We start from the raw sequence: 20,234 nt of genomic DNA on the forward strand, positions 1-20,234 counted from the left end.
CGCGCCGATCGGCCGCCGCCTGGTCCTCGGCATGGTCGGGCTCGGCGCGGCCGGACTGGTCGGCGCCCCGTACCTCCAGGGCGGTTTCGAGACCTTCCTCGGGGCGGCCGCCGACAAGGACCCCTCCGGCCTCACCGGCCTGCTGCCGAACGGCGGCGGGTTCCGCTACTACTCGGTGGCCGCCTCCGTCCCCCGACGCGGTCCCGAGAACTACCGGCTCACCGTCGACGGCCTGGTCGACCGCCCCATGGCGTACACCCTCGACGCGCTGCAGCAGCTCCCGCAGACCCGGGTCGTACGGGACGTCCAGTGCGTCACCGGCTGGCGGGTTCCCGGCACCCCCTTCGAGGGGGTGCCGCTGGCGCGGCTGCTCGACGCCGCCGGGGTGCGTCCCGAGGCCCGGGCGATCCGCTTCAGCTGCTTCGACGGCACGTACACCGAGAGCCTCACCCTCCCCCAGGCCCGCCGGGACGACGTCATGGTGGCGCTGCGCATGCAGGACAAGCCGCTGGCGCATTCCCACGGCGGTCCGGTCCGCCTGTACGTCGCCCCCATGTACTTCTACAAGTCGGCGAAGTGGCTCTCCGGCATCACCCTCATCCGTGACGTCGAACCCGGGTACTGGGAGCGCCTCGGCTACGACGTCGACGCCTGGGTCGGCCGGTCGAACGGACGCGACGATGCCCCCACCGTCTGAGCCCGCGCGACAGCGCCCCGGGCGGGTCCGCCGGTTCACCCGCGCCGAGCGGTGGATCCACCGGGCCACCGCCGCGCTGATGGGCCTGTGCGTCGCCTCGGCGGCCTGCCTGTACCTGCCGCCGCTCGCCGAACTCGTCGGCCGCCGCCATCTCGTCGTGACCGTCCACGTCTGGTCCGGGCTGCTGCTCGTCGTGCCGTTCCTGCTGGGGCTGTCCTCGCGGGCCTTCCGCGCCGATCTGCGGCGCCTGGGCCGGTTCGGGCGGCACGACCGGGTCTGGCTGCGGGCCGCCCTGCGGCGTGACCGGAAGGCTGTCCGGCCCGCCGGGAAGTTCAACGCCGGGCAGAAGGTGTACGCGGGCTGGCTGGCCGGGGCGGTGCTGGTGATGGCGGGCACCGGCGTGCTCATGTGGTGGACCGGCCTCGTCCCGGTCGTCCGGCGCACGGCAGCCACGTTCGTCCACGACTGGCTGGCCCTCGCCGTCGGCCTCGTGCTCGCCGGGCACATCGGCAAGGCCCTGGCCGATCCCGAGGCCCGGCGCGGGCTGCGTACGGGGTCCGTCGGCCGTGCCTGGGCCGAGCGCGAACACCCGCTGTGGCAACCCGAGCAGGCCCAGCAGGCCCAGCAGGTCGAGCAGGCCCAGCAGGTCGAGCAGGTCGAGAAGTAACCCGCGGGGCCGGCCGACGGCCCCGCGGGATTCCTCCGGTGTCAGCCGCCGTCGCGGACCGCGACGATGCCGTTGAAGACGCCTACGTACGCGGTGCCGTCGGGGCCGAGGGTGATCGGCGCCCAGTTGTTGTCGTACAGGGGCCCGGTCCCGGTCAGCTGCCGCCAGCGGCGCTCGCCGGTGCGGAAGTCCACCGCCGTCAGGTACCAGGCGTCGATCCCCCAGGCGTTGGGCTCCTTCTCGTAGAAGTAGAGCAGCCCGTTCGCTGTGGACAGCTTCGGGACGACGGAGGGCGCGCGGATGCCGCTCTGCCACACCGTGTCGCAGCCGCTGCCGTCTGCGCGGACGTCGATCCGGCTGACACCGCCGACGACCGACTTGCCGAGCAGCAGGCTGGTGAGGTTCTCGTAGCCGTAGTTGTTCTCGACGACGATGCTGTTGCCCCAGGTGATCAGGGAGTTGTCGGTGGTCGAGGCGCCGCTGCCGAACACCGGGACCTTGCAGACCAGCCGCCGGTCGGCCGGGACGTCCGCGCCCCGCCGGTAGACCAGGACGTTCATGCGGTCGTCGGCGTTGTCGGTGATGGCTACGTAGCCGTTGCCGAAGAGGTCCGGCGTGGTGCCCGAACCCTGGTTCACGGAGCCTGGTTTGGTCCCCGTGCCGCGGTCGTACGTCTGGCGCCACTGCACTTCGGGAGTGCCGTCGGCGGCGGCCCGGAAGCCGTAGAGCGCGTGGTCGGAGACGATCGACACGCCGTCCTCGGCGACCGAGAAGGAGTTCTGGATCTCCTCCCCCGGGAGCCGGATCGAGCGGATCTGCGAGGTCTGCGGATCCACGGTGCCCACGCGGCCCTGCCGTGTGACCCACCAGATGCGGCCGTTCCAGTCGGGCATCACGGAGGTGACGGGGTCGCAGGTGCCGCTGGGCCGCAGGTTGGTCCAGGTGACGCAGTCGTGCGGGACCTGGCCGGTGAGGTCCCAGTCGTCCTCGACGGCGAACGTCCAGCTGCCGTCCTGCTGTTGAGTGTGCGAGAGGCGCAGGATGTGCTGGCGGGAGTCGGCCAGGACGGCCCGGTCCTCGTTGTCGAGGTAGAAGTAGGCGCCGCCCGAGGTGTCCTTGAAGATCTTCGAGAAGTCGAGGGAGGTGATCGCCTCGACCGTCGAGGAACGCTGCGGGAGCTGGTGTTCCGCGAGTGTGGCCAGCGTACGGGGATCGAGGAGCTTGACCTTGAAGCCGGAGAAGGTGCCGCACACCGTGACCAGCCTGCCACCCGCGTCGAAGGTCGCGGTGGCGCATTCGCCGCCGAGGGCCGCGATCTTCTCGCTGGTCACCCGCGGGTTCCTGCCGAGCGGCCCGGACCAGGGGGAGGTAGCGCTGCCCCCGGCGTCGGAGTGCATGCCGCTGCGGCCGTTGGGCGCGAGGAAGGGGTGCTGGGGCGGGGCTTCGCCGGCCAGCGGGGCGGCGGTCGCGGGGGCGCCGTCGTAGTGGCTGACCAGGCGTTGGCCGGGGGCCTGGGGTATCTCCTCGGCCTGCGCCGGGGAGATCCCGTACATCGCGGTGAACACGATGAGGGCGGGGACCACGGCGCAGTTCAGCGCTCTTCGGAACATCCGGACTTCCTCCGTTCTCTTCAGTTTTATTGACAGTGCGTATGACATCGCGCCGCCGCCAGACGCTAGATCGCACTGCACGAGGAGTCCATGGAAGAGCCGGATGATTCACGAAGGCGCAACAGTCGATCAAGGCGGACCGGCCGCCGGCCTACGGGCGCAGGCCGGAGACCACCTGGGCCGTGGCCGACAGGCCGTCGTGGATGGTTGCCGCCATGCTGCTGCTCGCGAGGTAGAAGCCGAGCAGCGCGCAGACGAGGGCGTGGGAGAACTTGAGGCCGCCGCTGCGCATGAAGATCCACGCGAGGACGAGGAGCAGCACGACCACGGAGAGCGAAATCACCATCGATACCTCCTTAGGCCGCGCCATCGTGGCGCAGGAGGGGGTGCCTTCGGGCGAAACCCGTGTCCGCCGTACGGGTGTTGACCGTCCGTGACGGGCGATCGGTGCTTGACGATCTCTTCCCGGAGGGGTTCTGCGACGAGGCCGCGCAGCCGCGGGCGGGGGTCCGCCGAGAGCCTGGGCCGCTGGAACGCGAGGTGTCGGGCGCCGGCGCGACACCGCCGAGCGCGGCCCGGGCGCGCGCGGGTATTGCCCCGCCGCCCGCGCCCGTGCCATATATGTCTAGACCTTTACGAGGAAGCGGATGCCGAGGAAGGCCCCCCGTGCGACGCACCGCCCACCTGCTCGCCCTCTGCCTGGCCGCCACCGGGCTCGCCGCCTGCACCGCGGCCGACACCGCACCCCCGGCGGCCCCTGCCGGGATCACCGCGCAGGCCGGCAGCGCCACCTCCGTACATGTCATGTGGCAGGCGGCGGCTCCGGCCGACGGGGTGACCAACTACCAGGTGTTCCAGGCAGGCCGGCTGGTGCGCGAACTCCCGTCCGACAAGACGATGGTGGACATCACCGGTCTCACCCCGCAGACCGCCTACGCCTTCACCGTCCGGGCCCGGGACGCCGCCGGCAACGCCTCCGCCCCGAGCGCGTCGGCCGAAGCCACCACCCCGGCGGCCACGGCCGAGGACCGCCGGGCTCCCACCGCCCCCGCTCGCACCACGGGCCGGGCCGACGGGCCCCGGGCCGCCACCCTGTCCTGGGCTGCCGCGACCGACGACACCGGCGTGACCGCGTACGACGTCTACCAGGGAGGCGTCCGGATCCACACCGCAGGCCCCGCCGAGACCGCCACCACCCTGACCGGACTCCAGCCGGACACCGTCTACACCTTCACCGTCCGAGCCCGCGACGGCGCGGACAACTCCTCCCCCGACGGCCCGGCGGTGGACGTGACCACCCCGCCGTCCGCCGGCCAGGGTCCGGGCACCGCGCCCACCGAGTTCACCGCGACCGCCTCCCCCGGCGCCGTCACGCTGACCTGGACCGCCCCGGACACCGGCCGCCCGACCGCCGAGTACGAACTCCACGTCAACGGACGGCCCGTGACCGTCATCCAGTTCGGCGCCGGCGCGGTTCCCCCGTCCGGGGCCGCCCGGGTGGAGCACCGGCTCACGGTGACCGAGCCCGCCGGCACGCAGTGGACGCTCAAACTGCGCGCCCGGCTGCCCGACGGCAACTGGGGGGCGTTCTCCGCGGAACGGCGCATCGTACTCGTGGCATGAGGCGGACGGCGGATGCGCCGGCAACGTGACAGCAATACGGACCGAACGGCACTACCGGACAAGAAGATCGCGCACAATACATCCGTGTTCGGTGAGTACGCGTTCAACAGAAAAGAGCCGGATTCCGCGGAGGCCGACGGCGATCCCGAGCCGGCTCGCGGCGCCCTGCCGGGGAACCTGCCGCCCGACCCGGGGGGCTTCATCGGCCGGGAGGGCGAACTCGCCGCACTGCACTGCCTGTTGCGCTCCCGCAGGCTGACCACCCTCACCGGGGTGGGCGGCGTCGGCAAGTCCCGGCTCGCCCTGCAGGCCGCCACCGACCCCGAACAGGCCCGGCCCGACGGGGTCTGGTGGGTCGAGCTCTCACCGCTGCGCGACCCCGGCCTGCTCACCATGACCGTCGCCCACGCCGTCGGCCTGGCCGACCACTCCGCCCGCCCGCTCGACGAGGAGCTGTGCGCGTGGGTGGCCGACAAGGAGCTGCTCCTCATCCTCGACACCTGCGAGCACATGGTGGCCGAGTGCCGCCATCTCGTGGGCGAACTGCTCCAGTCCGCACCCGGGCTGACGGTGCTGGTCACCTCCCGGGAGCCGCTCGGCAGCACCTGCGAGAAGGTCGTCGAGGTCTGCCCGCTGCCCTGCGAGGGGCCCGAGAGCGACGCCCTCGCCCTGTTCCGTGCCCGCGCCGTGGCCGCGACCCCGCAGGCCGCGGCAGCCTTCGAGGACCCCGGACGGGCCGAGCTCGCGGCCGAGGTCTGCCGGCGCCTCGACGGGATCCCGCTGGCCCTGGAACTCGCCGGCGCCCGGCTGCGGCTGTGGACGCTGGAGCAGATGGCGCAGCGCCTCGGCGCCCGCTTCGCCGTGCTGTCCGACACACGGCCCGTGCTCCAGCCCCGGCACCGGACGATGCGGACCGCGATCGGCTGGAGCCACGAGCTGTGCGAGCCGGTGGAACGGCTGCTGTGGGCCCGGCTGTCCGTCTTCACCGGGGACTTCGACGTCGCCGCGGCCCGGGCGGTGTGCTCGGGCGGCCCGCTGCCCGCCTCCCGGGTGGAGCGGGTGCTGGCGGGGCTGGTCGCGAAGTCCGTCGTGCGGCGCAGCCAGGAGCGCGGCGCGGGCGCCCGCTACCGGATGCTGGACACGATCCGCGAGTACGGCCACGACTGGCTGACGGAGCTCGGCGAGGTGCAGACGGTCGCCGACCGGCACGCGCACTGGTACGCGGCGCTCTCCCAAGCCGCCGACCGGGGCTGGATGAGCCCGGACCAGGTCGACTGGTACCGCAGGATGACCGCCGAGCACGCGCAGCTGCGGACGGCGCTGGAGCACCTCCTGGGCGCCGACCCGGCGGCCGCGCTCGAGATGGCCGGTGCGCTGTGGTTCTTCTGGTTCTCGTGCGGGCACGTCCACGAGGGCCGGGGCTTTCTGGAACGGGCGCTGAAAACGGCCCCGGGCACGGGGGCCGCGTACGCCCAGGCCGTATGGGCCCTCGGGCTGACCGCTCTCCTCCAGGGGGACATGGACGCGGCCCGGGAGCAGGGTGCGGAGTGCACCCGTGCGGCGGCCCGGCTGGCGGATCCCGAGCCGGAGCTGCGCGCGGCCTATCTGCACGCGGTGTCGGTGCTGATGCCCGGGGATCCCGTACGGGCGCTGGAGTTGGCAGGGCCCCGGGCGCGGGCCGGCCACGGCGGCCGGACCAGCGGGCCGGGCTGGCTCCTGTGCCGGCTGGCGACCAGCTACGCCCTGTGCGACCTCGAACGCTTCGAGGAGGCCGCCGAGGAGGCGCGGCGGCTGCGCGAGGCGTGTGCGGAGCTGGGCGAGCGCTGGCTGCGGGCGTACGCGGACTACGTGCTGGCGGTCTCGGCGCTCGGGCTCGGCCACCACGGGGAGGCGGCACGCCACGTACGGGCGATGCTCTCGGGCAAGCGGCTGCTCGGCGACCGGTTCGGAATAGCGCTCGGCCTGGACGTGCTCGCGGCGGCGGTGGCGGCCCTGGGCGACGGGGAGCTCGCGGCGCGGCTGCTGGGCACCGGGCACGCCTGGTGGCGCACGGTCGGCCGGCCGCAGATGGGCTCACCCTCGCTGACGGCCCTGCGGGACCGGGGTGAGCGGCAGGCCCGCGCGGCGATCGGTGACGAGGCCTACGAGGCCGCGTTCCTGGGTGGGATGACAGCGCCCACCGGCTGAACTCCAGCCGGTGGGGCCGCGTAACGCCGGGGCTCCCGTCAGTACGGGAGGGGTCTGCCCGACGGTGTGCGCAGGTCCAGGTCTCGGGGTGCGGGCTTGGGGACGGGCTTGCGGATCAGCTGCTGGCGCATGCGGCCTCCTCGCTCAGACCAGGGCCGGGCGGCGGGGTTCCACCGCGCGGCCGTCGGGGAGCAGCTCACCGGTATCGTCGAAGATCACCAGGCCGTTGCAGAGCAGACTCCAGCCCTGTTCGGGGTGGAAGGCCACGGTGCGGGCGGCGTCGTGATCGGCGCTGTCGGCGGACGGGCAGGGGGGCTGGTGGGAGCACATGGCGCACCTCCTCGCAAAGTGGGGCGGGAGGGCCGGTGGTCACCCGGTCGAATCCGCGATCCACGGTGGCGGTGAGTATTACTGATCGCCGCCCCCGGACGGAACCCATTTCCTGGGTCCAGTTCAGGGTGTGTATGCCCGATTACCATGCGCTCATGCCCGGTATCCGGATCGTTCACCGAACGCTCCTGCCGCCCGCCGGGCGTGGCCGGCGCCGACGGACCGGGAACGCCACGGCGCACAGCTCCCGCCCACGCGGACGATCACCGGGGCGGCGCCGCCGACGCGCGCCGGAACGCCGTTCACTGCGTGCACGGGCGTGGGCAGGATCACGTTCGACGACCGCTCCTCCCGGGCCGTCGCCCGGCTGCCGCGGGAGTGAAGGCACGGGCTAGGGTGCCGTGATCACCGATCGCCCGGTGCTCACCGTCAGACCGAGGAGAGACCCGTGGCCACTCCGCCACCGCAGCACGGCGCCGGCCCGTACCACCCGCGCACCCCGCAGCAGGGCAGCCCCTACGCCCCGTACCACCCGCGCACCCCGCAGCAGGGCGGCCCCTACGCCCCGTACACGATGCCGCAGCAGGCGGCGGGCCCGTACGGCCACCACCCGCTGCCGCAGGCCGCGTACGGCTGCCGCCTGTGCGGGGGCCTGCCGGCCGCGCCGGCCACCGTACGCGGGCACCAGGGCATGCTCGTGCTGATGCGGTTCCTGCGCCAGGAGGGGCCGTTCTGCCGCGACTGCGGACTCGCCACCTACCGCAGGATGTCCGCGGACACCCTCTGGCAGGGCTGGTGGGGCCCGCTGTCCTTCTTCATCACCCCCGTCACCCTGCTGCTGAACCTCGGGCCGCGGGCGGCCTTCCTCAGGCTCGCTCCCCCGACGGGCGGCTTCCGGCCCGCACTGGAGCCGGGCAAGCCGCTGTTGCGCCGTCCGTTGGCGCTGGTCTTCCTCGCGGTGATCGTGCTCATCGCCCTGACGCCGCCCACGCTCGTGCTGATCGGGCTGACGGCCGGGGACGAGAAGCCGCCCGCGCTGATCACGGGGCAGTGCGTGCGCAACGAGGGCGACTGGCACGACGAGAAGCTGCTGACCACGGACTGCGGCTCGGCGAACGCCGAGTACCGGGCCACCCGGCCGGCGGACGCCCCCGGCGGCACCTGTGCCCCGCGCGACTTCCTCGCGTCCCTGAAGTACAGCGCCGACGGGAAGACGCTGACCTGTCTGACGCCTCTGCGCTGACGGGCCGGCGCCCCGGACACCGCGAGGTGTCCGGGGCGCCACCGATACGGCCCCGCGCTAGCGGATCGGCATCTGGGAGATCGTGCGGGCGATCACCAGGCGCTGGATCTCGCTGGTGCCCTCGAAGATCGTGTAGATCGCGCTGTCACGGTGCATGCGCTCCACCGGGTACTCGCGGGTGAAGCCGTTGCCGCCGAGGATCTGGACCGCCTGGGCGGTGACCTTCTTGGCGACCTCGCTCGCGAACAGCTTCGACATCGAGCCCTCCGCCGAGGTGAAGGGCTTGCCCGCGACCGCCATCCAGGAGGCCCGCCACACCAGCAGCCGGGCCGCGTCGATGGAGGTCCGCATGTCGGCGAGCTGGAAGGCGACGCCCTGGTTGTCGATGATCGGGCGGCCGAACTGCGTACGGGTCTTGGCGTAGTCGAGGGCGACCTCGTACGCGGCGCGCGCGGTGCCGACGGCCATGGCGCCGACCGCCGGGCGGGAGGCCTCGAAGGTGGCCATGGCCGCGTTCTTCACGCGCTCGCCGCCGCCCGCCCTGGCCCGCTCGTGGGCCCGCGCGAGGCGCTCGTCCAGCTTGTCCTTGCCGCCGAGCAGGCAGGAGCCGGGCACGCGCACGTCCTCCAGGACCACCTCGGCGGTGTGCGAGGCGCGGATGCCGTGCTTCTTGAACTTCTGGCCCTGGGACAGGCCCGGGGTGTTCGGCGGCACGATGAAGGAGGCGTGGCCCTTCGTGCCGAGCTCCGGGTCGACGACGGCGACGACGATGTGGACGTTGGCGATGCCGCCGTTGGTCGCCCACGTCTTGGTGCCGTTGAGCACCCACTCGTCCTTGGCCTGGTCGTAGACCGCTCGGGTCCGCATCGAGCCGACGTCGGATCCGGCGTCCGGCTCGGAGGAGCAGAAGGCGGCGACCTTCACGTCGTCCGGGGTGCCGTACATCTGCGGGATCCAGGTGCCGATCTGCTCCTCGGTGCCGTTGGCGACGACGCCGATGGCGGCGAGCCCGGTGCCCACGATCGACAGGGCGATGCCCGCGTCGCCCCAGAACAGCTCTTCCATCGCCATCGGGATGCCGAGGCCGGTAGGGTCGAAGAACTGCTGGGCGTAGAAGTCGAGCGAGTAGATGCCGACCTTCGCGGCCTCCTGGATGACGGGCCACGGAGTCTCTTCGCGCTCGTCCCATTCCGCGGCTGCGGGCCGGATCACGTCGGCCGCGAAGCCGTGGATCCAGTCCTGTACCTGCTTCTGGTCGTCATTGAGCTCCATGGTGAACTCCGCCATGTCCCCTCCAGCTGTGCATCCACCAGCGCGTTACTAGCGGTAACCCTTACGGTGGCCACAGTCTGTTACCGACGAGTAAGGCTGTCAAGCAGAGTCGTCCGCGGTACAGCCGATTCCTTCGCGAGGGTGTGCGGGGTGTTACGTTGCGTGGGCGTCACGCACCATCGCAAGGGCGGGGAGAGAAACACGTCATGGAGACCACTCAGCAGGCCGGCGAACCGGGAGCGGCCGAGCGCCGCAGGCGGGAGCTGCTCGAAGCGGCCGACCGGGTCGTCCTCCGGGACGGCCCCAAGGCTTCCATGAATGCCATCGCGGCGGAGGCCGGCATCACCAAGCCGATCCTCTACCGGCACTTCGGCGACAAGGCGGGGCTCTACCAGGCCCTCGCCGTGCGGCACACCGACGCCCTGCTCGACTCGCTGCGGGCCGCGCTCGACGCCCCGGCCGAGCGCCGCAGCCGGGTGGAGTCCACCCTCGACACCTATCTCACGGCCATCGAGGCCCGCCCGCAGGTGTACCGGTTCCTGATGCACCCGGCCGAGGACTCACACGCCGCCGAGCGCGGCTTCGACGTGGGCCTGCACTCGGCCCCGCTGCTGCGCCGGCTCGGCGAGGAGCTCGCGCAGGTGATCGGCGAGCGCGTGGACCTCGGTCCCGGCGGCGAACGCCTGGCCCGCATCTGGGGCCACGGCATCGTCGGCATGATGCACGCGGCCGGCGACTGGTGGCTCGGCGAGCGCCCGTGCGAGCGTGCGGAGTTGGTCACCGGACTCACCGACCTGCTGTGGGGCCGGCTGGCCACGGCCGGCAACCGCCTGGACGGTCCCGGCTTCTAGGGAGCGGGCTCCCCGGCCGGGGAGCCCGGTTCAGTTCTGCGCGGCCGCCCCGGCCCGCGCGCCCCACGGAGCCTTGCGGATCGCCCGCCGCAGCCGCCGGGCGCGCAGCCCGGTGACCCGGTCCGCATAGACCGTGCCGTCGAGGTGGTCGCACTCGTGCTGCAGGCAGCGGGCGAAGAACCCGGTGCCGGTGATCCGTACGGGCGCGCCGTCGGAGGTGATCCCTTCGACGACCGCGCGGTCGTACCGGACCGTGCCCGCCTCCAGACCCGGCAGCGACAGGCAGCCCTCCGGGCCGCGGAACTCGTCCCCGTCGGCCTCCACCAGCCGCGGGTTGACGATGTGCCCGACGTGGCGCACGTCCTCGTCGTCGGGGCAGTCGTACACGAACACCCGCTGTCCGACGCCGATCTGGTTCGCGGCGAGGCCGACGCCCTCGGCGGCGTACATCGTCGCGAACATGTCCTCGATGAGCCGGTCGAGGGCCGGGCCGAATGCGGTGACCTCCGCGCAGGCCGAGTGGAGCACCGGATCGCCCAGCAGGCTCATGGTGCGGACGAGGCCGGTGGTACCGGGAATGGGGCGCTGTCGCATGGCCGTAAGGGTACGACGGGCGAATATATGAGGAGATCTGCGGCGCCCTGGGGGCGCCGCGGTCAAGGCCCCGGCCGGTACTGGATAGGCTGGGGCCGACCGACGCAAGGAGGACAAGGGACGATGGCAGGCAACACAGAGCCGCTTTCGCCGCGGGCCAAGCTGGCCGTGACGGCGGGCAAGGCCGCGGCGGCGGTGTCGCGGGCCGCGGGACGCGGAAGCGGATCGGTGATCGGTGGCAAGGTCGCACTCAGACTCGACCCCGATCTCCTCGGAGCGCTCGCGCAGCATCTCGACGTCGTCCTCGTCTCCGCGACGAACGGCAAGACCACGACGACCCGGCTGATCGCCGAGGCCCTGCGGGCCAGCGGTCCGGTCGTGTCCAACGCCCTCGGCGCCAACATGCCGGCCGGCATCACCTCCGCCCTCGCGGGCGGCTCGGACGCCAAGTACGGCGTCATCGAGGTGGACGAGAAGTACCTCGCCGGGGTGGCCCGGGACGTCACCCCCAAGGTGATCGCCCTGCTGAACCTCTCCCGCGACCAGCTGGACCGCGCCGCCGAGACGCGCATGCTCGCGGAGAAGTGGCGCGAGGGGCTCCAGGGCTCCAAGGCCGTCATCGTCGCGAACTGCGACGACCCGCTCATCGTGTGGTCGGCCTCCTCCTCGCAGAACGTGGTGTGGGTCGCCGCCGGCCAGGAGTGGAAGGACGACGCCTGGTCGTGCCCCTCCTGCGGTGGCGTCATGCAGCGCCCCGGCGACGACTGGTTCTGCGGCGAGTGCGGCTTCCGGCGCCCCACCCCGAGCTGGGTGCTGTCCGGGGACCACGTGCTGGACCCGCACGGCTCGGCCTGGCCGATCCACCTCCAGCTGCCCGGCCGCGCCAACAAGGCGAACGCCGCCACCTCGGCCGCCGTGGCCGCCGTGTTCGGCGTCCCGCCGCAGGTCGCGCTGGAGCGGATGTACCAGGTGCAGGCCGTCGCCGGCCGCTACGACGTGGTCGACTTCCAGGGGCGTGAGCTGCGGCTGCTGCTCGCCAAGAACCCGGCGGGCTGGCTCGAAACGTTTTCGCTGATCGACCCGCCGCCGACCCCGGTGATCCTTTCGGTGAACGCGCGCGGCGCCGACGGCACCGACACCTCCTGGCTGTGGGACGTGGACTACCCGCGCCTGGCGGGCCACCCGATCTTCGTGATCGGCGACCGCAAGCTGGACCTGGCCGTCCGTCTCGAGGTCGCGGGCCTGGACTTCCGGGTGTGCGAGACCCTCGACGAGGCCGTGCAGCTGGCGCCGCCCGGGCAGATCGAGCTGATCGCCAACTACACCGCCTTCCAGGACGTGCGCCGCCGCGTCGGCAACTAGTACTCATACCTCCAGAGGACACAAGAGCATGAGCGACAACAGCCTGCGTCTGGTGTGGGTCTACCCCGACCTGCTGAGCACGTACGGAGACCAGGGCAACGCCCTCGTGGTGGAGCGCCGGGCGCGCCAGCGCGGCCTGGACGTGCAGCGCGTGGACGTGCGCAGCGACCAGCCCATCCCCACCTCGGGCGACATCTACCTGATCGGCGGCGGTGAGGACCGGCCGCAGCGGCTCGCCGCGGAGCGCCTGCTGCGCGACGGCGGTCTGGAGCGGGCCGTCTCGAACGGGGCGATCGTCTTCTCCGTCTGCGCCGGCTACCAGATCCTCGGCAACGAGTTCGTCAACGACATGGGCGAGCGCCAGGAGGGCCTGGGCCTGCTCGACGTGGTCACCGTGCGCGGCGAGGGCGAGCGGTGCGTCGGCGACGTCCTCGCCGACATCGACCCGCGCCTGAACCTGCCGCAGCTGACGGGCTTCGAGAACCACCAGGGCGTCACGCACCTCGGCCCGACCGCGAGGCCCTTCGCCCGCACCCGTCTGGGCCGTGGCAACGGCACGGGCGACGGCACCGAGGGCGCCTACAACGACACGGTCTTCGGCACCTACATGCACGGCCCCGTGATGGCCCGCAACCCGCAGATCGCGGACCTGCTGCTGAAGCTGGCCCTCGACGTGAACGCGCTGCCGCCCATCGACGACCGGTGGTACGAGGCGCTGCGCGCCGAGCGCATCGCCGCCGCGACGCAGCCCGCGTAGCGCCGCGCGGTCCGCTCATCGGGGCGGCCCCGCAATCATGTGTTCGGCCCGGTTTTCCCTTGGGGGAACCGGGCCGACGTGGTTTCGTATGACGAGTACGACCAGCATGTGGAGGATGGTTCAGTCCACCTCTCCACCGCTTGTAGGGTGGCCGTAGTTCCAACCGGACGACGTGGTCCGGTCGTCGGCCCACGTTGCAAAGGTCTGTTCCTGCCATGCGCATTGGTGTGCTCACTTCCGGTGGCGACTGCCCCGGTCTCAACGCCGTCATCCGCTCCGTCGTGCACCGCGCCGTCGTCGACCACGGCGATGAAGTGATCGGCTTCCACGACGGCTGGAAGGGCCTGCTGGAGGCGGACTACCGCAAGCTCGACCTCGACGCCGTCGCCGGCATCCTCGCCCGCGGCGGCACCATCCTCGGCTCCTCCCGGGTACAGCCCGCGCACCTGCGCGACGGCGTCGAGCGGGCCCGCGGGCACGTCGCCGACCTCGGCCTGGACGCCATCATCCCGATCGGCGGCGAGGGCACCCTGAAGGCCGCGAACCTGCTCTCGCAGGCCGGTCTGCCGATCGTCGGCGTCCCGAAGACCATCGACAACGACATCGCCTCGACGGACGTCACCTTCGGCTTCGACACCGCCGTCGGGGTCGCCACCGAGGCCCTGGACCGGCTGAAGACCACCGCCGAGTCCCACCAGCGCGTAATGGTCGTGGAGGTCATGGGCCGCCACACCGGCTGGATCGCCCTGCACTCGGGCATGGCGGCCGGCGCGCACGCGATCGTGGTCCCGGAGCGCCCCTTCGACATCGACGAGCTGACGGCGATCGTCGGCGAGCGCTTCTCCGCGGGCAAGCGGTTCGCGATCGTCGTGGTCGCCGAGGGCGCCAAGCCGCGCGCCGGCTCCATGGACTTCCAGGACGGCGGCACCGACCAGTACGGCCACGAGCGCTTCGCCGGCATCGGCAACCTGCTCGCGGTCGAGCTGGAGAGGCGGCTGGGCAAGGAGGCCCGCCCGGTCATCCTGGGCCACGTCCAGCGCGGCGGTACGCCCACCGCGTACGACCGGGTCCTGGCCACCCGCTTCGGCTGGCACGCGGTCGAGGCGGCGCACCGCGGCGAGTTCGGGATGCTGACCGCCCTGCGCGGCACCGAGATCGAGATGGTCCCGCTCGCCGACGCCGTGCAGACCCTCAAGACGGTCCCGGCGGAGCGGTACGACGAGGCGCAGAACGTTCTGTGATGTTTCCCCCCTTCTACGCGTCACTCCTTTAAGGGGTGCCCCCGGACGATTTCGCGTCCGGGGGCGGCACTACTGTGGTGGGGCACCACAGGTCAAGGGAGTGAACAGATGGATCACAGCGGTCACGGCATGGACATGGACATGGACCTGCCGCCGTTCACTCTCGGGCGCGGGCTGGAGTTCTCCTTCGACGCCTTCTTCCTGATCGGCTCGCTCGTGGGCCTCGGCCTGTACCTGTGGGGTGTGGTGCGGCTGCGCCGGCGCGGGGACGCCTGGCCGCTGGGCCGGACCATCGCCTTCACCGCCGGCGTGCTGAGCATCGCCCTCATGATGTGCACCAAGCTGAACGACTACGGCATGGTCATGTTCAGCGTGCACATGGTCCAGCACATGGTCATCAGCATGCTCTCGCCGATCCTGCTGCTGCTGGGCGCACCGGTCACGCTGGCGCTGCGAGCGCTGCCGCCCGCCGCCCGCGGCCGCAAGGGACCGCGCGAGCTGCTGCTGATGCTGCTGCACAGCCGCTACATGAAGGTGATCACCCACCCGGTGTTCACCATCCCGATGTTCATCGCGAGCCTCTACGCGCTCTACTTCACGCCGCTCTTCGACTTCCTCATGGAGAGCAAGCCCGGGCACATCGGCATGATGGTGCACTTCCTGGCCGTCGGCCTGATCTTCTTCTGGCCGATCATGGGTGTGGACCCGGGCCCGCACCGCCCCGGCTACGTGATGCGGATGCTGGAGCTCTTCGCCGGCATGCCGTTCCACGCCTTCTTCGGCATCGCCGTGATGATGGCGAGCGAGCCGATGATCAAGACGTACGCGAACCCGCCGGCCTCCCTCGGCATCGACCCGCTGATCGACCAGCAGTGGGGCGGCGGCATCGCCTGGGCCTTCAGCGAGATCCCGTCGGTGCTGGTGCTGATCGCGCTGGTCTACCAGTGGTACCACTCCGAGCAGCGGGCGGCGAAGCGCGCGGACCGGGCTGCGGACCGCGACGGCGACCAGGAGCTGGAGGCGTACAACTCCTATCTCGCCTCGCTCCAAGCGCGTGGCCAGTAGCGGAGGAGCACCTTCGCGGGCGACCATGGGGCATGACCGGATCCGTTAAGGCGATGGCCGTCATGACCTTCGCCGCTCTGGTGGCCGTCGCCACGTACTCCGTGGCCCTCGGCAGCAACGGCTGGCTGTGGTTCGCCTGGGTGGTCCTCGGCCTGCTGACCGCCGGCATGGCGGCGTCCCGCAAGACGTGAACCGGCGCACCCGCACCACCTGCCCCTCCTTAGGGCAAAAAAGTGCACCCCTGCTCGGATTCCTCATGACCGTGTCGGTCACCCTCCGGTTCGCCGGTCTCGCAGGCGCCGACCGGACCGTCCACGTCACCGCGCTGGTGCCGGTGTTCGGGGCGGTCGGCCTGCTGACCGCGCCCGTGGCCGTACTGCTGGTCCTCAGCCTGGCCCTGAGCCTGTCGCAGGCCGGGCTGCCGGCCGCCGTGGTCCTGTGCCGGCTGGTCGGATTCTGGTTCGTCATGCCCATCTCGCACCGTGTACGGCACACTGACCTGACGCCCAGGTGAAGGGAAAACGCCCCGGTGTTCTACCACTTGCTCAAGCACGTGCTGCTCGGTCCGCTGCTGCGGCTGCTGTTCCGCCCGCGCATCGAGGGACTGGAGAACATCCCGCCGGAAGGGGCCGCGATCATCGCGGGCAACCACCTGTCCTTCTCCGACCACTTCCTGATGCCCGCCATCCTCAAACGCCGGATCACGTTCCTCGCGAAGGCGGAGTACTTCACGGGTCCCGGGGTGAAGGGGCGGCTGACCGCGTTCTTCTTCCGCAGTGCCGGGCAGATCCCGGTGGACCGGTCGGGCAAGGATGCCGGCCAGGCCGCGCTGCGCGAGGGGCTCGGGGTACTGGCCAAGGGCGAGCTGCTGGGCATCTACCCCGAGGGCACCCGCTCCCACGACGGGCGGCTGTACAAGGGCAAGGTGGGCGTGGCCGCGATGGCGCTCGGGGCCGGGGTACCGGTCGTACCGTGCGCGATGGTCGGCACCTTCGAGATCCAGCCGCCCGGGCAGAAGATCCCGAACATCCGGCGCGTGACGATCCGCTTCGGCCGGCCGCTGGACTTCTCGCGGTACGCGGGGCTGGAGGGCGAGCGGGCCGTACTGCGGGCCGTCACCGACGAGATCATGTACGCCGTCCTCGAGCTGTCCGGCCAGGAGTACGTCGACCGGTACGCAGCCGAGGTCAAGGCGGAGGAGGAGGAAGCGCGGAAGAAGGCCCGGCGCAAGACGCGCTGAGCCTTCTCCCGTGCCGTGCCGGCCGTGCCGTGTTGTGCCGGCCGTGCTCAGTACTGCTTCATGCCACCGCAGCCCTTAGCGGACGGCGGGCAGTTCCTCCAGCGCCGGCAGGGCCGGCGCCGGGGCCGTCGCGAGCGACTTCGCGGTGGCCGGGGCCGGGGCGACCGGAGTGGCGTGCGGACCGCACTTCACGTCCGCGGAGTCGACCTTGCCCTCGAGCAGGTAGGCGTCCACCCGGGTGTTGATGCAGGGGTTCACCAGGCTGGTGACACCGTGCGAGCCGGCGTTCTGCTCGGTGATCAGGCGCGAGCCGGCGAGGCGGCGGTGCAGCTCGACGCCACCCTCGTACGGCGTGGCGGCGTCACGCTCGGACTGGACGATCAGGACCGGGGCCAGGCCGTGCTTGGCGCCGACCTCGATCGGCTTGCTCTGCTTGGACTTCCAGGTCGCGCAGGGCAGGTTCATCCACGCGTTGGACCAGGTCAGGAACGGGTACTTCTCGTGCAGCTTGCTGTTGTCCCGGTCCCACTTGGTCCAGCTGGTCGGCCACTTGGCGTCGGCGCACTCGACCGCGGTGTACACCGCGTTGCCGTTCTCCGAGGTGATGTTGCCCTTGATGTCGGACATGTCCGGGGAGATCGCCTCGATCAGCGGCTTCTCGTCACCGGCCACGTACGCGCTGAACGCCTGCGCGACGGGCACCCAGGAGGAGTCGTAGTACGGGGCGCCCTGGAAGAAGCCGATGAGCTCGGCCGGGCCGACGACCCCGCCGAGCGGGTTGGCCTTGGCCTTGGCGCGCAGCTCCTGCCACTTGGCCTCGACCTTGGCGCGGGTGTCTCCGATGTGGAAGACGTTGTCGTTCTTGGCGACCCAGTCCTGCCAGTCGTTCCAGCGCATCTGGAAGGCGACGTCCTGCTCGAGGTTCGCCTCGTACCAGATGTTCTCCTGCGCCGGGTTGACGACGCTGTCGACGATCATGCGGCGCACGTGGGTCGGGAAGAGGGTCGCGTAGACCCCGCCGATGTAGGTGCCGTAGGAGACGCCGATGAAGTTCAGCTTCTTCTCGCCGAGGGCGGCGCGGATGACGTCCAGGTCACGCGCGATGTTCGGCGTGGTCATGTACGGCAGCATGTCGCCGCTGCGTTCCTTGCAGCCGTCCGCGTACTCCGCGGCGAGCTTGCGCTGGGCGTTCTTGTCGGCCTTGGTGTCCGGGACCGGGTCGGCCTTGGGAGCCTTGACGAACTCCTGCGGGTCGATGCAGGAGATGGGCGCCGAGTGGCCGACACCGCGGGGGTCGAAGCCCACGAAGTCGTACGCCTTGGCGGTGTTCACCCAGAGCGGGGACTTGGTGGTGACCCGGCGCGGGAAGCGCATGCCGGAACCGCCCGGGCCGCCCGGGTTGTAGAGCAGCGCGCCCTGGCGCTCCTGCTTGGTGCCGGTGCTGACGGCGCGGTCGACCGCGAGGTCGATCGTCTTGCCGAACGGCTTCGCGTAGTCGAGCGGGACCTTGACCCAGCCACACTGGATCGGGGCCTCGAAGCCCCAGTCGGCGGGGCAGTCCTTCCACTCGACCCCGGTGGCGGCGGCGCGGGCCGCGGCGAGCTGGACGCCCAGCGCCTCCGGAAGCGGGGTGTTCTGGGTGGACGAAGCCGCGGCGGCCGGCGGTGCCAGCAGCAGGCTCGCGGCCAGCGCTCCGGTGATCAGAGTGGCAGCGCTCCCCAGCGCTGCAGTGCGTATCACGTGGTTGTTCCCCCTGCGTCAGGCCCGGCCGGAGGAGGCCGGGTTGGTCGGGTGCAGTCGGTCTCTGCAGGTGGATCCTTTCGTCTGACCTACACCTGACAACAGACCGAGGTCGTGTTCTTTGCCAACCCGATAACCGGAAAGGCGTGTACCGCTGAGCGGTGTCGCATTCGTCCCAGGTTTGCCCAGCAGTTACCAGCCGTAGGTGCGCCACGCCGCGTCGAGTACCTCGCGCAGCCGCAACGCGTCCGGTGCCAGAGCCGTCACGAGGACGGCGGGACCGGCCAGCGGCGTGACGGCCGCGAACTCTCCGAGCACCGCGGCGGCCGGCGGCGACACGGCGAATGCCGGGTCCACAACCAGGAGCTGACCGAGCGCCCGGTGGCCCGCCAGCCCCGCCGGCCCGTCCCAGCCGCCGGGCGCTCCCGGACCGCAGGCCAGCTCCTGGTCCAGCAGCGGGACGCCGCCGCGGGTCACGGCGAGCCTGCTGCGCAGCAGGCCCGGCTCCTCCCCCGTCCGGCCCAGCACCTGCTCCTCGCGCAGCAGCAGCCGCGCCGTGGGGGCGAGTTCGGCCCGGGTGTGCACCAGCAGGTGGCTGCCGCGCACGGAGACCAGCGGCTCCGGCAGCCACCGTACGGCCGCGTCCTCGGCGAGGGTCAGCCGTACGTCGTACCGCGCGGGCTCACCACCGCGGCCGGGCAGTGCCAGGGTGGCGGCCGCCGAGGCCAGGGCGAGGCGGGCCCCGGGGCCGGCGGCGGCCTCCACCGTGAGGTGGTCCCCGCCCAGCGGGGCGCTCATCGCGCCGACCAGCATCACACCGGCCTCGGCGGCCGTGCCCCGGGTGCGGCGCAGCGCGAGCGGTCCCTCACCGGCCAGCAGCGGCAGGGCGGTACCGCCGCGGCCGTCGGCGACCGCGGAGATCCGGGCGGTGGCCCGTACGCCGGCCGGAGCAAGGGCGGGCCCGACAGGAGCGGGCGCGGCGGAAGCAGGCGGGGCAGGGGCCGGAGCCGGGGCCGGCGGGGCGGCGGGAGGCGCGGGGGCCACCGTGGGGCTCACCGCGCGGCCCAGGCGGCGATCCGCTCACGCACCCATGCGGCCACCGGCGCCACGCCGTCCTCCGCGCGCAGCGACTGGAAGGCGACGGGGAGTGCGCCGCGTTGCTCGGCGGCGTCGCGGGCCATCCGGTCCAGGTCGGAGCCCACGTAGGGGGCGAGGTCGGTCTTGTTGACGACGAGCAGGTCGGCGGTGGTGACGCCGGGGCCGCCCTTGCGCGGGATGTCGTCGCCGCCCGCCACGTCGATGACGAAGATCTGGGCGTCGACGAGGCCGCGGGAGAAGGTGGCGGTGAGGTTGTCGCCGCCGGACTCGACGAGGATCAGGTCGAGCGGGGCGGTCTGCCGGTGGGCTTCCTCCAGCTCCTCGACCGCCTCCAGATTGGCGGAGATGTCGTCGCGGATGGCGGTGTGCGGGCAGGCACCGGTCTCCACCGCGCTGATCCGCTCGGGCGGCAGAACGGCCTCGCGGAGCAGGAATTCGGCGTCCTCCCGCGTGTAGATGTCGTTGGTGACGACGGCCATGGACAGTTCGGTGCGCAGGGCGCGGCAGAGGGCGGCGACGGTGGCCGTCTTGCCGGAGCCGACGGGTCCGCCGAGGCCGATCCGCAGGGCGCGGCGCGAGCCGTCCGGCCGTACCGGCTCGGCGCTGTGGGTGTGGCGCTGGGGATAGGTCACGCCGTGGTCGAGGTGCATCGGGGTC

At 72.0% G+C, this 20,234-nt stretch carries 21 protein-coding genes; 13 read left to right on the forward strand and 8 right to left on the reverse strand.

Annotation, left to right across the window (positions count from 1 at the left end):
- Nucleotides 1-31 precede the first annotated feature (31 nt).
- Nucleotides 32-697, forward strand: a complete 666-nt coding sequence (locus ACZ5WG_RS06905; RefSeq protein WP_468721470.1) for a molybdopterin-dependent oxidoreductase — start codon at nucleotides 32-34, stop codon at nucleotides 695-697.
- A complete protein-coding gene (locus ACZ5WG_RS06910; protein WP_468721204.1) occupies nucleotides 681-1,364 on the forward strand; it encodes a cytochrome b/b6 domain-containing protein in 684 nt (227 codons plus the stop codon). The genes ACZ5WG_RS06905 and ACZ5WG_RS06910 overlap by 17 nt, the downstream gene beginning before the upstream one ends.
- A gap of 41 nt (nucleotides 1,365-1,405) precedes the next feature.
- Here ACZ5WG_RS06910 and ACZ5WG_RS06915 read toward each other — a convergent pair whose 3' ends face one another.
- Together ACZ5WG_RS06915 and ACZ5WG_RS06920 are read right to left on the reverse strand one after the other, a co-directional pair.
- A complete protein-coding gene (locus tag ACZ5WG_RS06915; protein WP_468721206.1) occupies nucleotides 1,406-2,974 on the reverse strand; it encodes a hypothetical protein in 1,569 nt (522 codons plus the stop codon).
- Between the two features lie 151 nt (nucleotides 2,975-3,125).
- Nucleotides 3,126-3,320: a hypothetical protein gene (locus tag ACZ5WG_RS06920; protein ID WP_053790200.1), complete on the reverse strand. Its 195-nt coding sequence runs from the start codon at nucleotides 3,318-3,320 to the stop codon at nucleotides 3,126-3,128.
- Between the two features lie 320 nt (nucleotides 3,321-3,640).
- On the opposite strand from ACZ5WG_RS06920, the gene ACZ5WG_RS06925 reads away from it, so the two are divergent.
- Together ACZ5WG_RS06925 and ACZ5WG_RS06930 are read left to right on the forward strand one after the other, a co-directional pair.
- Complete coding sequence (locus ACZ5WG_RS06925; RefSeq protein WP_468721208.1) at nucleotides 3,641-4,597, forward strand: fibronectin type III domain-containing protein; 957 nt, start codon at nucleotides 3,641-3,643, stop codon at nucleotides 4,595-4,597.
- 84 nt (nucleotides 4,598-4,681) lie between these two features.
- Nucleotides 4,682-6,784: an ATP-binding protein gene (locus ACZ5WG_RS06930; protein ID WP_468721210.1), complete on the forward strand. Its 2,103-nt coding sequence runs from the start codon at nucleotides 4,682-4,684 to the stop codon at nucleotides 6,782-6,784.
- Nucleotides 6,785-6,928: 144 nt separating this feature from the next.
- On the opposite strand, the gene ACZ5WG_RS06935 is transcribed toward ACZ5WG_RS06930, so the two are convergent.
- Entirely contained in the window at nucleotides 6,929-7,114 is a 186-nt protein-coding gene (locus ACZ5WG_RS06935; RefSeq protein WP_030300124.1) for a DUF5999 family protein, read from the reverse strand.
- A gap of 448 nt (nucleotides 7,115-7,562) precedes the next feature.
- Here ACZ5WG_RS06935 and ACZ5WG_RS06940 point away from each other — a divergent pair, with 448 nt between their 5' ends.
- Nucleotides 7,563-8,357: an LppU/SCO3897 family protein gene (locus ACZ5WG_RS06940; RefSeq protein WP_468721211.1), complete on the forward strand. Its 795-nt coding sequence runs from the start codon at nucleotides 7,563-7,565 to the stop codon at nucleotides 8,355-8,357.
- A 57-nt stretch (nucleotides 8,358-8,414) separates the two neighbouring features.
- On the opposite strand, the gene ACZ5WG_RS06945 is transcribed toward ACZ5WG_RS06940, so the two are convergent.
- Nucleotides 8,415-9,644 carry an acyl-CoA dehydrogenase family protein gene (locus tag ACZ5WG_RS06945; protein ID WP_468721213.1) on the reverse strand — a complete coding sequence of 410 codons (1,230 nt, stop codon included), beginning with the start codon at nucleotides 9,642-9,644 and terminating at the stop codon, nucleotides 8,415-8,417.
- A gap of 191 nt (nucleotides 9,645-9,835) precedes the next feature.
- On the opposite strand from ACZ5WG_RS06945, the gene ACZ5WG_RS06950 reads away from it, so the two are divergent.
- Nucleotides 9,836-10,480, forward strand: coding sequence for a TetR/AcrR family transcriptional regulator (locus tag ACZ5WG_RS06950; protein ID WP_030300130.1), 645 nt, complete (start codon nucleotides 9,836-9,838; stop codon nucleotides 10,478-10,480).
- Between the two features lie 30 nt (nucleotides 10,481-10,510).
- Here the strand turns inward: ACZ5WG_RS06950 and def are convergent, their stop codons facing one another.
- The gene (gene def / locus ACZ5WG_RS06955; protein WP_468721214.1) at nucleotides 10,511-11,074 is read right to left on the reverse strand and encodes a peptide deformylase; all 564 of its coding nucleotides are present in this window, start codon (nucleotides 11,072-11,074) and stop codon (nucleotides 10,511-10,513) included.
- 123 nt (nucleotides 11,075-11,197) lie between these two features.
- Between def and ACZ5WG_RS06960 the strand changes: the two genes are divergently transcribed.
- The 7 genes from ACZ5WG_RS06960 to ACZ5WG_RS06990 all read left to right on the forward strand — a co-directional run bounded on the left by ACZ5WG_RS06960 (nucleotide 11,198) and on the right by ACZ5WG_RS06990 (nucleotide 16,739).
- Nucleotides 11,198-12,436, forward strand: coding sequence for a MurT ligase domain-containing protein (locus ACZ5WG_RS06960; protein WP_468721216.1), 1,239 nt, complete (start codon nucleotides 11,198-11,200; stop codon nucleotides 12,434-12,436).
- Between the two features lie 28 nt (nucleotides 12,437-12,464).
- A complete protein-coding gene (locus ACZ5WG_RS06965) occupies nucleotides 12,465-13,193 on the forward strand; it encodes a type 1 glutamine amidotransferase (RefSeq protein ID WP_030158241.1) in 729 nt (242 codons plus the stop codon).
- A gap of 215 nt (nucleotides 13,194-13,408) precedes the next feature.
- Nucleotides 13,409-14,434 (forward strand): 6-phosphofructokinase, encoded by a 1,026-nt coding sequence (locus tag ACZ5WG_RS06970; RefSeq protein ID WP_468721218.1) that lies wholly within the window; start codon nucleotides 13,409-13,411, stop codon nucleotides 14,432-14,434.
- Between the two features lie 108 nt (nucleotides 14,435-14,542).
- Nucleotides 14,543-15,499, forward strand: a complete 957-nt coding sequence (locus tag ACZ5WG_RS06975; RefSeq protein ID WP_468721219.1) for a cytochrome c oxidase assembly protein — start codon at nucleotides 14,543-14,545, stop codon at nucleotides 15,497-15,499.
- A gap of 32 nt (nucleotides 15,500-15,531) precedes the next feature.
- The gene (locus tag ACZ5WG_RS06980; RefSeq protein WP_030300142.1) at nucleotides 15,532-15,690 is read left to right on the forward strand and encodes a hypothetical protein; all 159 of its coding nucleotides are present in this window, start codon (nucleotides 15,532-15,534) and stop codon (nucleotides 15,688-15,690) included.
- Between the two features lie 65 nt (nucleotides 15,691-15,755).
- A complete protein-coding gene (locus tag ACZ5WG_RS06985; RefSeq protein ID WP_468721220.1) occupies nucleotides 15,756-16,013 on the forward strand; it encodes a hypothetical protein in 258 nt (85 codons plus the stop codon).
- A 15-nt stretch (nucleotides 16,014-16,028) separates the two neighbouring features.
- Nucleotides 16,029-16,739, forward strand: coding sequence for a lysophospholipid acyltransferase family protein (locus ACZ5WG_RS06990; protein ID WP_468721221.1), 711 nt, complete (start codon nucleotides 16,029-16,031; stop codon nucleotides 16,737-16,739).
- 75 nt (nucleotides 16,740-16,814) lie between these two features.
- On the opposite strand, the gene ACZ5WG_RS06995 is transcribed toward ACZ5WG_RS06990, so the two are convergent.
- The 3 genes from ACZ5WG_RS06995 to ureG form a co-directional block, all read right to left on the reverse strand.
- On the reverse strand, nucleotides 16,815-18,479 hold the full coding sequence (locus ACZ5WG_RS06995; protein WP_468721223.1) for an alpha/beta hydrolase: 1,665 nt from the start codon (nucleotides 18,477-18,479) through the stop codon (nucleotides 16,815-16,817).
- 192 nt (nucleotides 18,480-18,671) lie between these two features.
- Complete coding sequence (locus tag ACZ5WG_RS07000) at nucleotides 18,672-19,400, reverse strand: urease accessory protein UreD (RefSeq protein WP_468721471.1); 729 nt, start codon at nucleotides 19,398-19,400, stop codon at nucleotides 18,672-18,674.
- 131 nt (nucleotides 19,401-19,531) lie between these two features.
- Entirely contained in the window at nucleotides 19,532-20,227 is a 696-nt protein-coding gene (ureG, locus tag ACZ5WG_RS07005) for an urease accessory protein UreG (protein WP_468721225.1), read from the reverse strand.
- Nucleotides 20,228-20,234: the final 7 nt, after the last annotated feature.

It is taken from the genome of Streptomyces sp. NPDC032745, assembly GCF_055579465.1.